This is a genomic window from Vreelandella olivaria (genome assembly GCF_023507745.1).
GTDB lineage: Bacteria > Pseudomonadota > Gammaproteobacteria > Pseudomonadales > Halomonadaceae > Vreelandella > Vreelandella olivaria_A.
The window spans coordinates 1-13,504 of sequence record NZ_JALPZO010000130.1 but is presented as its reverse complement, the minus strand read 5'-3'; the positions used below and the strand labels follow the sequence as shown (position 1 = coordinate 13,504).

13 protein-coding genes are annotated in these 13,504 nt (G+C 52.3%); 11 read left to right on the top strand and 2 right to left on the bottom strand.

Going from position 1 to position 13,504, the window contains the following annotated elements; translation table 11 throughout:
* Position 1 precedes the first annotated feature (1 nt).
* The 7 genes from HP566_RS15345 (at position 2) to HP566_RS15315 (ending at position 6,493) form a co-directional block, all read left to right on the top strand.
* The gene (locus HP566_RS15345; RefSeq protein WP_249978153.1) at positions 2-550 is read left to right on the top strand and encodes a TRAP transporter small permease subunit; all 549 of its coding nucleotides are present in this window, start codon (positions 2-4) and stop codon (positions 548-550) included.
* The gene (locus HP566_RS15340) at positions 543-1,868 is read left to right on the top strand and encodes a TRAP transporter large permease (RefSeq protein ID WP_249978152.1); all 1,326 of its coding nucleotides are present in this window, start codon (positions 543-545) and stop codon (positions 1,866-1,868) included. The genes HP566_RS15345 and HP566_RS15340 overlap by 8 nt, the downstream gene beginning before the upstream one ends.
* Before the next feature lie 43 nt (positions 1,869-1,911).
* A complete protein-coding gene (locus HP566_RS15335; RefSeq protein ID WP_249978151.1) occupies positions 1,912-2,940 on the top strand; it encodes a TRAP transporter substrate-binding protein in 1,029 nt (342 codons plus the stop codon).
* 164 nt (positions 2,941-3,104) lie between these two features.
* A complete protein-coding gene (locus tag HP566_RS15330; RefSeq protein WP_249978150.1) occupies positions 3,105-4,034 on the top strand; it encodes a flavin reductase in 930 nt (309 codons plus the stop codon).
* Positions 4,035-4,087: 53 nt separating this feature from the next.
* Positions 4,088-4,654, top strand: coding sequence for a nuclear transport factor 2 family protein (locus HP566_RS15325; RefSeq protein WP_249978149.1), 567 nt, complete (start codon positions 4,088-4,090; stop codon positions 4,652-4,654).
* Positions 4,655-4,666: 12 nt separating this feature from the next.
* On the top strand, positions 4,667-5,710 hold the full coding sequence (locus HP566_RS15320; RefSeq protein ID WP_249978148.1) for a ketopantoate reductase family protein: 1,044 nt from the start codon (positions 4,667-4,669) through the stop codon (positions 5,708-5,710).
* On the top strand, positions 5,711-6,493 hold the full coding sequence (locus tag HP566_RS15315) for a class II aldolase/adducin family protein (RefSeq protein WP_249978147.1): 783 nt from the start codon (positions 5,711-5,713) through the stop codon (positions 6,491-6,493). It abuts the gene before it with no gap.
* Positions 6,494-6,582: 89 nt separating this feature from the next.
* Here the strand turns inward: HP566_RS15315 and HP566_RS15310 are convergent, their stop codons facing one another.
* A complete protein-coding gene (locus HP566_RS15310) occupies positions 6,583-7,632 on the bottom strand; it encodes a TRAP transporter substrate-binding protein (RefSeq protein WP_249978146.1) in 1,050 nt (349 codons plus the stop codon).
* Positions 7,633-8,158: 526 nt separating this feature from the next.
* On the opposite strand from HP566_RS15310, the gene HP566_RS15305 reads away from it, so the two are divergent.
* From HP566_RS15305 to HP566_RS15295, 3 genes are all read left to right on the top strand, one after another.
* Positions 8,159-9,265 (top strand): NAD/NADP octopine/nopaline dehydrogenase family protein, encoded by a 1,107-nt coding sequence (locus HP566_RS15305; RefSeq protein WP_249978145.1) that lies wholly within the window; start codon positions 8,159-8,161, stop codon positions 9,263-9,265.
* A gap of 23 nt (positions 9,266-9,288) precedes the next feature.
* Positions 9,289-10,266: a 3-hydroxybutyryl-CoA dehydrogenase gene (locus tag HP566_RS15300; RefSeq protein ID WP_249978144.1), complete on the top strand. Its 978-nt coding sequence runs from the start codon at positions 9,289-9,291 to the stop codon at positions 10,264-10,266.
* Positions 10,267-10,339: 73 nt separating this feature from the next.
* Positions 10,340-11,404, top strand: coding sequence for a TRAP transporter substrate-binding protein (locus HP566_RS15295; RefSeq protein WP_249978143.1), 1,065 nt, complete (start codon positions 10,340-10,342; stop codon positions 11,402-11,404).
* Between the two features lie 20 nt (positions 11,405-11,424).
* Here HP566_RS15295 and HP566_RS15290 read toward each other — a convergent pair whose 3' ends face one another.
* A complete protein-coding gene (locus HP566_RS15290; RefSeq protein WP_249978142.1) occupies positions 11,425-12,441 on the bottom strand; it encodes an AraC family transcriptional regulator in 1,017 nt (338 codons plus the stop codon).
* Between the two features lie 168 nt (positions 12,442-12,609).
* Here HP566_RS15290 and HP566_RS15285 point away from each other — a divergent pair, with 168 nt between their 5' ends.
* Positions 12,610-13,086, top strand: a complete 477-nt coding sequence (locus HP566_RS15285) for a MarR family winged helix-turn-helix transcriptional regulator (protein WP_249978141.1) — start codon at positions 12,610-12,612, stop codon at positions 13,084-13,086.
* Positions 13,087-13,504: the final 418 nt, after the last annotated feature.

Here is a 13,504-nt window from a genome sequence, read left to right as displayed (position 1 = left end):
CATGCGTGCCGTCAAAACAAGACTATGTGAGTCGATTCTGAACCTGTGTGGCATCTGTCTGTTACTGATCGCTTTTGTTATCGGCGCGGGTGTGTTGATGCACTTGTTTGGGATGTCACAACTCATTGCGTTTGAAACCCCACACTGGCTGGTGGGAAGAGCCATTACGTTCAACTCGCTGATGGGAATTCAGGTGCTGTTATTCGCATTTGCCATAATGCTCGCCATCGCCCCTGTCATGTGGCTTGACCGTCACGTTAGGGTCGATGTGTTCCACTCCCGTCTACCGGCACGCTACCGGAGTGTTATCGATATTGTTGGGCATGCACTGTTCGGTATCCCTTTCTTTGCTTTTCTACTTCTTCCTGCCTATCGGTTTGCTGAGCGCTCCTACATAACTAACGAGCGCTCGACCGATGGAGGTTTGACTGACATATACGTTATCAAGGCCACCCTGCCTATCGGTATTACCCTGTTTCTGGCGGTGCTGGTGTATTTGTTGGCTAGACGGACCTGGTTATTAATATCAGGGGGGGGGGATCATGCTTGAGATCTGGCTGCCTCTTTCCATGGTGCTGCTGCTGTTCGCAGGTATTCTGTCTGGCTATCCGGTTGCACTGGTGCTAGGCGGTGTCTCGACGATTTTTTTACTGATTTCAGACCTGCCGATAGCATTTTCCAACCTAATGCTGACAAGGGTTTATGCCAACGCGCTGAGTAATTGGCTCTACGTGGCTATACCGATGTTCATCATGATGGGGTTGCTGTTGGAGCGTACCGGGCTGGCCCGCGATGCTTTTCGAGTCAGCGAGCGCTTGTTGCGCAGACTCCCAGGTCATCTCGCGCTGACAGTACTTTTCATCGGAGGCTTGATGGCGGCGACCACTGGCGTCGTCGGGGCTTCTGTCGTTTTACTTTCCGTATTGGCGCTTCCTCGGATGCTGGATGCGGGCTATTCAGCTTCGGCGTCGGCGGGGTTGATTTCGGCTTCGGGCACACTAGCCATTCTTATGCCACCTTCGGTAATGCTGATTATTCTATCCAGTCTGGTGTCGGTACCCGTCGGCCACCTGTTCAAGGCTGCGTTGATCCCGAGTGCTTTATTGTTACTGATATACACGCTTTATTCGCTTGGAATGGCATGGTGGCAGCGGAGTTCGCTACTACCTGAGGTTCAGCACCTGGAGGAGCAGGAAGATGGTGGCGTTTGGCGTAGCCTGCTGGCTTTGTTTCCCTTTATCGTACTGATCCCCATGGTACTTGGCAGTATTGTTTACGGGGTGGCTACACCTACTGAAGCCAGTGGTGTCGGCGTTCTGGCTGTGTTGGGGTTTGCCAGTCTGATGCAGAAAATCGATGTGAAATCGGTAATGATTGCGGCGCGAGAGACGGTCGTCTCTACCGCCATGATTATGATGCTGGTCATTACGGCGACCTGTTTCTCGCTAATTTTTAAAGGGGTCGGAGGTGACAGCTTAATTCTCAGTAGCCTGGGGCTAATGGGGGGAGGCAGCTGGAGTGTCTTAATCCTCATTCTATTGTTGGTCTTTTTATTGGGATTCTTCCTGGATTGGCTAGAGATCTCGCTGATCCTGATACCTATCTTCGTCCCCATTATTACCCAGTTGGAGCTATCGAATGGGCTTACCGGCGGGGGGCTGCTGGTTTGGTTTGCCATTCTGTTTGCTATCAATCTGCAGACCTCTTTTCTAACTCCCCCGTTTGGTGTGTCGCTGTTCTATTTGAAAGGGGCTGTGGGGGATCGTATCGCCACCCTGGATATTTATCGGGGCGTGTTGCCTTTCATTGCCATCCAGTTGTTCGTCTTAATACTGATCCTGCTCTTTCCGGGATTGCTCATGCTGTAGGGCCTGGCATTAAGAACCACCACATGACACAGGAGTTGACACTATGAATTTCCCCTTTAAGAAAACCATCATTGGCACGGGAGCGTCATTGCTGGCGTCCACCGCGATGGCTCAGAATCTGAGCCTGCAATCTGCCTTTCCTTTTAGCCTGGAGGTCATCAACACATCGATACATCGCTTTGTTGAGGATGTGGCGACAGCGACCAACGGAGAGCTGACCTTTACCCCTTATGATGCGGGGGCCTTTTCACCCCCCTTCGAAATCATGGAGAACGTTGGTAACGGTAGCCTGGATGCTGGCTGGTCTGCAGCCAGCTATTGGGCAGGCCAGATACCGGCTGCCGCACTGTTTCAGAGTATTCCCTTCGGCCCCGATGTGCCCAAGTACTTATCCTGGCTGTATGGCGGCGATGGGCTTGAGCTGTGGGAGGCGCTGTACGAACCCTATAACGTCGTCCCCATCCCTTGCGGCAGCATGATCTCTGAAGCAGGCGGATGGTTCACTGAGGAGATCAACAGCGTCGATGATCTCAATGGTATGAGTATGCGCATCAGCGGCCTTGGGGGAGCCGTCATGGGCAGGTTGGGAGTATCACCGGTTTCCATTCCTGCTGGTGAAACATTTCTCGGGCTTGATACGGGTCGCATTGGTGCTGCTGAGCTCAGTTTTCCCACCATTGATACCAGTGCCGGTTTCTATGAGGTTGCCAAGCACTACTACTTCCCTGGCTGGCATCAGCCCGGCAGCCTCAATGAGCTGTTGGTCAATGCCGACATCTGGGCAGGGTTGGCGGAGAGTCAGCGCCTGGCCGTGCGCAACGCCTGCAGTGATTTGAGCATTCGCATGTTTTCCCACGATATGCAGGCCCAGTCAGCCGCCCTGGAAGAGTTTCGCAGTGCTGGGGTAGCCGTTGAACGCTTCCCTGATGAGGTGTTGGCCGCATTACAGTTGGCCACAGAAGAGGTGCTGGAAGAAGAAGCTCAGCGTGATAGTGACTTTGCCAGGGTAATCGAATCGTATCAAAACTTCAGCGAACGCTATGACGAGTACCGCGAACTGACGGCTTTTTAACTAACGCGTTTACACCACACCAGTAAAGATGATGGGGATAGCGATGCCTACCGTTCACGTTTACATGATGTCAGGAAGAGCGCCGCAACAAAAAGAGGCGCTGATTGGTGAGGTTACCGGTGAAAATCTGGGCCGCTGACACCGTCGGGCAAGTGAGGCAGAAAATGAGTATGGATATCAGAGATTTTAGAAATGCATTAGGCAAATTTGCCACGGGAGTCACCGTCATAACGACCCGGGATGCTGCAGGCGAGCACTATGGCGTCACGGCCAGCAGCTTCAATGCCGTCTCCATGACACCGCCGCTGATTCTTTGGAGCATCGATAAAAGTGCCTATAGCCTGGATGCCTACTGTCAGGCAGAGCACTTTGTTGTCAATGTACTGGGCAGTGACCAGGTGCCCATCTCCAACCGATTCGCCCAGCGGGGTGAGAACAAGTTTCAGGATATTGAGCTTGAAGAGGGGGTTGGGGGCAGTGCACGAATAATGGGTGCAGTCGCCCATTTTGAGTGCCGCACCTGGCAGGTGTACGAAGGGGGAGACCACTTCATCATCGTAGGAGAGGTGCTGGAATACGACTATCAGGATAGTCGGGGAGCGTTGGTTTTCCACAATGGGCGTTATGCCCTGCCTGAGCCACATCCGATGACGATTCCTCAGGAAGAGGTAGAAACGGAAGAGGGCCTTCTGGGGCATCAATTTCTTTACCTGTTGCGTCAGTCGCTGTCCGTCTATCGTAAGCATTTCTATCCCCGTCTCGAACACCTGGGGGTGGACGAAAAGGAGTGGCGGGTGCTTACCCTGCTGCTTGATCAAGGAGTTCAGCCCCTTGAGGCCGTTGCCCAACGGGTTGCCCAGCCCCTTGAAGATCTTGAGGATACCCTGAGCGGCCTGACCCGCCGGAGGCTGGTGAGTGTTCATGATGATAACGAGCGTACCTTCGCTCTGACGGCTGCTGGTGGTGAGTTGGCGCACAAGCTGCTGCAAATGGCGCAGGACTATGAGCAGAAGGTGTTCGAAGGCGTGAGCGAAGACCTGAGTCATCTGAAGTCAGGGCTCGTGCATGTTATTGAACAACTCGGTACACGCTAGTGCCATAGGCCATCTGGTAGTCAATAACGCCACCACCTAGAGGGAGATGAGAAATGGTTGAAGTGCCTGCAACAGTTTTCCAGCGGCTTGTGGAGCGTGTCGATACACTGGAGGCCGAAGCGGAAATACGGCGGCTTCAAGCGCGCTATATGTTCCTGTGCGATACCCCTTTGCCAGAATATGGTGTTAAGAGTGATGAGCAGCGCATTGACCATATCATGGCGCTCTATGCCGAGGATGCGGTGTGGGAAGGGGTTGGTGAGTATTATGATGGACAGTTTGGGCGCCTGGAAGGTAGCGCCGCTATCCGGCGCCATTTTGAACAGTTCTGGGGCCAAGAGAAAGACCCCAAATTACTACTCAATGTGCATTATTTAACTTCCGAACAGATTCATGTACAGGGGGAAAGCGCTACTGGGCAATGGGTGCATTGCCAACCCTGGATCTTCTCTGATGGCAGCTCGCTGCTGCGTTCATCAAGACTCAACAATGCGTTCAGGAAGCAAGGGGATGGCCGTTGGCTCATTACCCGGACACGAACGGAAAATGTCTTTGTCGCCCCCTTGACGGAGGGGTGGGCAACGGACTTTCCGGCGGCGTCAGTTCTGCTCAAACCGTAAGGCTGGAACCTGATGCTACTACCTTCCCTTGCTTCCCCGAGAATATGTATCGTAGGTGCTGGCGCCATTGGTACTACTCTGGCGGCGCGCCTTGCAGTGGCAGGGTATATCGTTAGTGTGTTAGCTAGAGGTGACACCCTGACAGCCATTAAGCGAAAGGGTGTTTGCCTAATCGATCAGCAAGGGCAACACACCGCAAACGTCATTGTCTCGGACAGTTGTTCTGAACTCGGTGAACAAGACATCGTATTTCTCTGTACTAAAGCCCACTCTGTACCTTCCCTGTTGCCACAACTACAGCCGCTGTTTGGTCAACACACATGCCTAGTGCCAATGGTGAATGGTACGCCCTGGTGGTTACTGATGGATGCCGTGGAGCTTCAGACCACTAAGGCGTCCCATATAGAAGCCGTAGACCCGAAAGGCAAGCTGGTTCGCTGCCTACCTGCCAGTGCCATTATCGGATGCGCTGCCTATATATCGGCACAGCTGCAGGCACCGGGCATCGCGGTTTCGAATATTCCAGCCCGCCTGATCGTGGGTGATATTGTCGACGCCCCCAATACCGCGGATAGCCGTATGGCAGCGCTGATTACTGTGCTGGAAACCTGTGGGATTGCGACACGTTATACACAGCGTATTAGAGACGCGGTATGGAGTAAGATCGCTGCCAATTTGACGTCCAATCCCCTTTCAGTGATGACCGGTACCACGCTGGCACAGCTATATAGCCACCCCTCGCTCCGGAAGGTCATATGTCAACTGTTTGATGAAACCCAACTCACGGCCAAAGCCTATGGCAGTCGCCTTGAGATGACGCTACGGGAGCTTCTGGAGCTTGGAGAACGCATGGGGGCTGTCAGGACCTCCATGCTGCAGGACTATCAACAGGGTCGAGCCCTTGAGATCGCCGCGATCGTTGAGGGAGTAATCGAATTGGCTGATAGAAAGAGCATCCCCGTCCCCACCATCACGACCATTCTCCATCTTACGCAATACTTTGCAGACGCAGGACTTCCCCACCCATATGCCCACGTTGGCAAGGAGAATTCTTAAATGACTATTATACCGCTATCCATGCCGGATAATGTTGTCAAACCCAATGACTGTAGGGAAGAGGAGTGGCAGCAACGCGTTAAACTTGCCTACTGTTATCATTTAGTCGACTTCTTCGGCTGGACCGAAACGATCTTCAACCATATCTCTGCTCGGGTGCCAGGCTCAGACAATCATTATTTGGTTAATCCCTTCGGCCTCAACTACACGGAAGTAACACCGCTGAACCTGTTGAAGGTCGACCTCGACGGCAACAAGGTGGAGGCCTCCGAGCACAATGCCAATCCCGCTGGCTTCGCGCTCCATAGTGCCGTGCATGGTGCCCGGGAGGATATCCACTGCCTGCTGCATACCCATACCATTCCCATCTCGGCCGTCGTGCAGAAGAAAAGGGGATTTACCCACCACGATTTCTACGGTGCGCAGCTCTATGGTCGCGTGGGCTATCATGATTTCGAAGGCATCACGCTTTTTGCCGACGAGAAAAAGCGCATGTTGGAGAGCTTGGGTAATAAGCATGTTCTGGTACTACGCAACCATGGTATTGCCGTTGGCGAATCCTCGATTGAAAAGGCGCTGTTCCTGCTTTGGACTGTCCAGCGGGCGGCGGAAAACCAGTGCGCTGCGGGGGCACTGGGAGGAGAGGATGTGGAGATTGATACCTCAATCAGTCAGAAATGTGCCGACCTTACCGCCGGACTGATTCGCGACAGTGGCTTTGCCACTGAGTTCTTTGATGCCATGGTGCGTAAGCTCAAGTCTGAACGTCCACTTCCTTTTTAAGAGGGACATGGAGTGGACTGCCTGTTTGCCGCTTGGCTGGCGCTGAGTGGCAAACAGTAACATTTGCTTGGCAGCTAACCATATGCGCGTTATTGCTGATATTGCCTGATTAATTCCAGCATTCGCTCATATAGCTCTGCTGCCGGGAGGCCCCGTGCCGAGATCTGCTCAATATGTTGCTCATTCAGCGGTTCAAGGCGTTCTGCCCAGCGCCCTTGCTCCGCTTCACTTAGGGTAACCACTTCCACACCGTGGTTTTCCTGCGCCCAGGCGATGGACTCCTGTACATGGCTATCGAGGTAGTGCCCCGCGTATTGTGATGCTTCAGCACCTAACTCATCAATGACCTGCTGGACATCTTCCGGTAGGGATTCCCAGCGTTGGCGGCTCATCACTACCAACATCACCACATTGGTCAAAGGGTAATCCACGATATAATTGAGATAGCGTGCGTACTGAAGATCCATCAGGGTTTCACGGGAAGACGCTACTCCCTGGACGATACCGGCCTGGAGCGCTTCACCCGTTTCGGCTTGAGACATGCCAACAGGCACAGCGCCTAGCGTGAGCATGGTGTCGGATTCCCCCGGTACACGAATTTCCATGCCGGATAAATCCTCAAGCGTATTTACCTGGCTCCGCGTTTGGAGATAACCGGGTTCGGAAGTAAATACGGTGATCACCTTGAACTCTTCAAGGCCGAACTGCTCCTGGGGAAACTCTTGTACCAACTGATAGGCAACCTGACTGGCCACTTCGGCATTGACATCAATACCGCTGAAATCCCCCATCAGGTTGAGTAACGGAAAGCGTGCAGGCTCATAGGAGGTCGTGGTAAGACCAATGTCAGCGACACCATTAAGTACGCCATCCAGCATGTTGCTGGCGGTGAGCAGGGTGCCACCTGGAAAGGTGTTGACGGTCACCTTCCCATCTGTACGTTTTTCAAGCTCATCAGCCCAGAACTGCATTTGCATACCAGGAAACGTCTGTGCGGGAGCAAAAAATGCATAATTGAGGGTGATGTCATTAGCCAGTGTTGCTGAACTGAGCATCGTGCCAACTAACAGGCTGCCTAAACGTAGCCGTGAAGAACGGTGCTGCGAAAGCTTGGGGTATCGGTGCATTTTACTCGTCATCGGGAACACCTTCTCTATTTGTTGTTTTGTTGAATGCCAGTAGATTATGGCGCATACAAACATTCAACATCACATGAAAAATAAAGTAAATCATTGAGAGACAACTGTCTTTTGAAAATAGTGCAAACTAAGTTCCATTTGTTAAAAATACCTAAATTATTATTAACTTAGCGTCAGTATTAAAGTCTCTAGTAGTGGCTGCAATACTCAATATTGGCGTTGTTTCTCTTTGTTAAGGCACCGGTCAAGCGCATCTTCAAACAGAACTGCTTACCTTGGTGCAGCAACCGTTTACCATCCCTTCTCCCGAGCAGCCCGGTTACCCGGTGAGTGGGTAACACACCTGACCATGTAAAAAGGGATAACCATTCGAACCACTGCGCAGACCCAAAAGGAGGTTGTTTTACCTGCCGGTCATTAATTGCGTTTTTTGAATATTGAGTGCGCATTATGGATATCTGTCAGTAACGCTATGGCGATACCGTTGAATGACCATGACAGGGGTTAGCAAGCAACGGAGACAGGCATGAAAGTCAGCGTTATTGGCGGTGGACATGGTTGCTATGCAGCAGCAATCGAGATGATTGAAAAAGGGTTCGATGTCACGCTGTGGCGTCGGGATGGAAATGCGCTGCGCGAGCTGAGTCAACTGGGGCATTTGGACGTCAAGGATGCACAAGGTGAACGGCGTATTCAGATTGGTACTGGCAGAGATCAACTCTCTCTGACAGATGATCTGGCGGAGGTTACTCGGCACGCGGAACTGCTTATTGTGCCCTTACCCGCCACCTCTCATGACACACTTGCTGACCAGTTGGGGCCGTTACTACAGGATGATCAGGTGGTCTTTCTACCGCCCGGTACCTTCGGCAGTTACCTTTTCCATCGAGCGATGAAAAAGGCGGGCAACGACAGCCGCGTTGCTTTCTGTGAAACGGGAACGCTGCCTTATCTGGCGCGTAAACACGGGGCCAATAAGGTGGTCATCAGTGTCTACGCCACCCGCCTCCCTACGGGCGTATTCCCCAGCGAACTGTCTGAGCATGCCTTTTCGGTGTTGCAGGATGCCTACCCCAGTGTTGAGCCTATCGAAGATGGGCTTAGTGGCGCCTTGATGAACGCCGGCCCTATTATCCACCCTCCATTAATCATGATGAATGCGGGGCCTCTGGAGCATTTTGACGCCTGGGATATACACAACGAAGGAACCCAGCCCTCTATCCGGAGCGTGACCACCGCGTTAGATAATGAACGTATTGCGGTGCGAGAGGCGCTCGGCTACAGACCATCCCACTTTCCTCTGGCCAACCATTATGCCGCAGAGGGTGAAGAGTGGATGTATGGCCGAGGTGCGCATGGAAAGCTCACCGACAGCGGTGATTGGCGGGAAAACATCGATTTACACCGTCATCGTTACATGCTGGAAGACACTCGGCTAGGACTCTCCTTCATCGTTTCGGTTGGCCGCTGGGCGGATCAGCCCACGCCAGTGGCAGCAGGACTGTTGAGTATCGCCTCGGCGATCACGGGACGAGATCTGTACGCCCAAGGGCGGACGCTGGAAATGCTGGGGCTGGATTCGCTCTCCCAGGAGCAGATGCGCTCGTTGTTGACGTATGGCATTCAGGCCTGACTACTGATACAGGAGACAGCATCATGCAGGATAAAATTATCGTGTTGGGAGCTGGAAGAATGGGAGAAGGTATCGCCCTCTCATTCATTCTGGCTGGCAAAGCGGTCGTCCTGGTCGACTTCAAGTCGCGTAACCCGGAAGAACGTCAGCGCTATTACGAACAGGTACGCAGTCGGTTACTGTCAGAACTCAAATATCTACAGGAGAAGCATCTGATTCAGGAGCCGCAGATCACTCCAATGGCGAGGCTGCTGCATATCGTCGATAACCAGGAAGTTCACACATTAGAGGGAATTAGTCTGGTCTTCGAGGCGCTGCCTGAAGTCAGGGAGATTAAGCAGCAGGGGTTGGCCTGGGCAAGCCGCCATTTGGATAAGGAGGCTGTCATCGCATCGACTACGTCCACCTTTCTGGTTACCGAACTGGCCTGCATGGTCAGCCATCCAGCCCGCTTCATGAATGCACATTGGCTTAATCCCGCTCATTTGATGCCATTGGTGGAGGTAAGCCGGGGCCAGGATACCGAGCAGTGTTTTGTAGATGAACTGTTTGCGGTTCTTAAAGAGATAGGGAAAGTACCAGTGCTGTGTGAGGCGGCGCCGGGCTACATCATTCCCCGCCTGCAGGTACTGCTCATGAATGAAGCTGCGCGTATGGTCGAGGAGGGCGTGGCCAGCGCCGAGGATATCGATGTGGCTATTCGGGTCGGGCTGGGGTTGCGCTATTCGGTGCTGGGAGTGCTGGAATTCATCGATTGGGGCGGCGGCGATACGCTTTTCTACGCGTCCAGCTACCTGTGCGACAAGCTGGATAACCGCTTCAAGTCACCTGAGGTTATTACCCGAAACATGCAGGAACACCGTCGAGGTTTTCAGGACGGTGTGGGGTTCTTCGATTACTCAGGGGTCGATCTGTCGAACTACCGAAGGCAACGCTCCGACGCTTTTCTGAAGCGTCTTGAGCTGCTTGAACTGATGCCGACAATCACTACCAATCATTAATCCTTCACAGCCTATAAAGTGCCTATTGGAAACAGCATGTTATTCCAGTAGGCCCTCGCCGAGGATAGTCGTAATGAAATTCAGTAAACGGGTGGGAACGTTAACGGCACTAATAGCTGCAATGGCTTTGGTGGGGTGTGGTGATACGCAGGAAGGGGTGGCCGATGAGCCTAGCGACGGCTCCCAAGTGATTACCCTTAGCTATGCTTTTTTTGCCCCAGCGCAGAGCTTTCCAGCCATTCAAATGGCGCACTGGGCGAAAGAACTCAATGAACGCACCGGTGGGCGTGTGGAGGTCGACCTCTTTCCTGGAGGCTCCTTGCTCACGGCCAGCAATATGTACGACGGTGTGTTGAATGGCGTTGCGGATATTGGATTGTCCGCTACTTCTTATGAACCGGGACGTTTCCCGCTCATTAACCTGGCTGGCAGCCTGACCGGTCAGGATGTCAATTCAGAAGTAGCCAGCCGCATGACTTACCAATTGATCCAGGAGTTTGGTGATCAGATGCCCGAACTCAACGAGTTCAAGGTCATTACTGCTTTTACATCGGAGCCTGCCTATTTCCAGACCATTGAGCCGGTGCGCCAATTGGAAGATCTGGATGGGTTGGAAATCAGGATCTCAGGTGATAACTCCAGAGTGCTGGACGCACTGGGAGTAACGGCAGTAGGCATGTCGCAGGCTGATGCCGGCGAGGCACTTCAATCTGGCATTATCGATGGGTATGCAGCATCCCGCGAAGTGCTGATGGATATGCAGTTCGCGCGTATGGCGAAGTACGTCACCGATTACCCCTTAACCAACACGATATTTGCGGCGCTGATGTCGAGAGAGAAGTGGGAAACGCTTCCTGTTGATATACAGGCAGTGATCGAGGATTTGGCACCGGAGATGGCAGCCTTTACCGGCCAGTATCTCGATGCACATATACAACGGGCGCTTGAATGGGCTCAACAGGAAGAAGGTGTCGAAGTGATAGCACTTTCCAGTGATGAGGCTAGCCGTTGGGATGACCGGCTTGCTCCGGTCAATGAAATTATCCTGTCGGATGCAGAGCAACAGGGTCTGCCTGCGTACGCTTTTGCAGCAAGAATGAGAGAGCTGATGGCGGAGTATCGGGCTGGGACTGAATAGGAGCAGAGGCCGCGTTGAGCTTATCGCAAAACAGTGGCCGACCTGCTGTCTGCAGTATGGTAGCGGTTTGATTGTAACGTTTGCACCGGTGTTACCCCGTAGATTTCCTTATAATGTGCAGAGAAGCGGCCAGGGCTGTTGATGCCGTGTTGCATGATGATGTCGGTAACGCGCTGCCCTCGGTGAGCATCCAGCAGTGCCTGGTGAACACTCTTCATGCGTTGCTGAGTAAAATAGGCTTTGGGAGAGAGTCCCATAAATTGTTGGAAGCCATACTGTAGTGTGCGTGTTGATACCCCGACCATGCAAGCTAGCGCTGCAAACTCGATTCCCTGTTTGAGATTCTGATCAATATGCCTTTTAGCGCTTTTTACATAGTGCGGAAGAGGAGAGGGGCTATCATGCAGTCGATGACTATAGTTATGCCCGAATACCCCTAGGAGACTGTCATAGAGATACTCTTCCATCAGCCTGACCTGTTGGCCCTGGGTATGGTGTTGATGAAGTGCGTCGGTCAATTGGGCAAAGTACTTGATGGTATTCAGCAAGAAGCCTGTGCCGGGGTAATGTTCGGGAAAATAGTGGTCAAAGATAAGTGGGAGATCAAGGCGCTGCTCAAGCCGACGCGATAAGCGCTGTTCCAACTCCCGGCGCGGCACTCGAACAATAATATTATGGCAGTTTGGAGAGGTTTGAATGAGGGAGCGTTGACAGGGGGATGTGACGGTAACACCTCCTTGAACCATACTAACCTGGCGGTCGTCGTATACGATTGCGCCTTGCCCTTCGAGAGTGATACGAAACAGATAAACGTTTGACTCTTCTGCCGGGTCGATCTCTACGTTGGCACCATATTGCAGTTCTATAATGGCCAACTGATCGAAGCTGACCGCACTTAAACGTGAAGCGAGCCTGGGGCCGTTAAATAGGCGCATGCGATGCGGGCATAAGTAGTGGCTGACGCGCTCGCGAATGGCATCTGGTGAGTCGGTGCGTAGTATATCGTGCCTTTGCAGCAGAAATGATGCTGTACCCATTGTTCACCTCAACAATACACTGAGCAAGTGATGGTTTTGGGGTGCAAAGCCGAGAGTAGTACCGGCCGGGCAAGGAATGGCATGCCGTCTTTATAGGGACGACTGCCGCTTACACTTGGATGGATATATGCTAGAATAATCCACTATTTTTTTGGATGGCGTGCCTCTATGGTCGACAAGGATGAATTATCGTCTTCCTTTTTTCCTCTTGCCGATGCGTTTCGCTCGCGTGATTTTCCTTTTTATTGGGTCGCGAGGCTGAATGCTAAATACAGTGCTGATGTTGATTCTCTGCTGAAACCGCATGGGCTCAGCTCTTCTAAATGGCGTATTCTCATGATTCTACATGAACATGGGCGCCTTAGCATGTCTGATATATCAGTTCACGCTGTTGCAAAGCTGTCAACGACGACCAAAATTGTATATCGAATGCAAGACTCGGGTTTGCTTAAAGCGGAAGCCAGCCCACAGGATGGACGCGTCACTGAAGTAGAGCTTACCGATGCTGGTGAGGAAAAGTTGAATATTGCCAGACAAGTCACTGGCCGCTTGGTGGAAAAAGCGTTTGCCGATTTTAGCAAGCAGGATATCGTTCATATCAATCGGTGTCTGAGTAGAATGTTTCATAATCTAAACGTTCTTTAGCTTGTAGGTGTCGGGCCTCCCGATGATCAAATGATTCTTCATTAATCAAGTACTCTATTAATCAAGTACTCTATTAATCAAGTACTCTGTCTATAGCCGCTGGCATAAGCGCCAACACCTAATACGCTACCCTCCTTGCCTGAGCATTGCTTGGGCTTTTTTGGATTCGCCACAGATTGGCGTTAAAGGTATAGATAAGCACGTAAGAAAGGCCGGAACTCATGGCAGTTGCCGCCATACGCTTCTGTTCTGTAGGGGTTTTCATCCCGAAAAATCATCGCTATTCTCGGATACCAGATGACATGCCTCATGGATATTAGCGAGAAGTCTCATGGATCTGGTAAAAGTTGGTGACAGGGTTGTCTGTCAATGCAAGGGTGGGCCGCACCGGATTGTTAGTGGTGCCAGGACCATGTTC

What these genes read in the sequence shown, in the direction of transcription:
- HP566_RS15345 (WP_249978153.1), top strand. Translation starts at nt 2, where the DNA reads ATGCGTGCCGTCAAAACAAGACTATGTGAGTCGATTCTGAACCTGTGT.
- HP566_RS15340 (WP_249978152.1), top strand. Translation starts at nt 543, where the DNA reads ATGCTTGAGATCTGGCTGCCTCTTTCCATGGTGCTGCTGCTGTTCGCA.
- HP566_RS15335 (WP_249978151.1), top strand. Translation starts at nt 1,912, where the DNA reads ATGAATTTCCCCTTTAAGAAAACCATCATTGGCACGGGAGCGTCATTG.
- HP566_RS15330 (WP_249978150.1), top strand. Translation starts at nt 3,105, where the DNA reads ATGAGTATGGATATCAGAGATTTTAGAAATGCATTAGGCAAATTTGCC.
- HP566_RS15325 (WP_249978149.1), top strand. Translation starts at nt 4,088, where the DNA reads ATGGTTGAAGTGCCTGCAACAGTTTTCCAGCGGCTTGTGGAGCGTGTC.
- HP566_RS15320 (WP_249978148.1), top strand. Translation starts at nt 4,667, where the DNA reads ATGCTACTACCTTCCCTTGCTTCCCCGAGAATATGTATCGTAGGTGCT.
- HP566_RS15315 (WP_249978147.1), top strand. Translation starts at nt 5,711, where the DNA reads ATGACTATTATACCGCTATCCATGCCGGATAATGTTGTCAAACCCAAT.
- HP566_RS15310 (WP_249978146.1), bottom strand. Translation starts at nt 7,632, where the DNA reads ATGACGAGTAAAATGCACCGATACCCCAAGCTTTCGCAGCACCGTTCT.
- HP566_RS15305 (WP_249978145.1), top strand. Translation starts at nt 8,159, where the DNA reads ATGAAAGTCAGCGTTATTGGCGGTGGACATGGTTGCTATGCAGCAGCA.
- HP566_RS15300 (WP_249978144.1), top strand. Translation starts at nt 9,289, where the DNA reads ATGCAGGATAAAATTATCGTGTTGGGAGCTGGAAGAATGGGAGAAGGT.
- HP566_RS15295 (WP_249978143.1), top strand. Translation starts at nt 10,340, where the DNA reads ATGAAATTCAGTAAACGGGTGGGAACGTTAACGGCACTAATAGCTGCA.
- HP566_RS15290 (WP_249978142.1), bottom strand. Translation starts at nt 12,441, where the DNA reads ATGGGTACAGCATCATTTCTGCTGCAAAGGCACGATATACTACGCACC.
- HP566_RS15285 (WP_249978141.1), top strand. Translation starts at nt 12,610, where the DNA reads ATGGTCGACAAGGATGAATTATCGTCTTCCTTTTTTCCTCTTGCCGAT.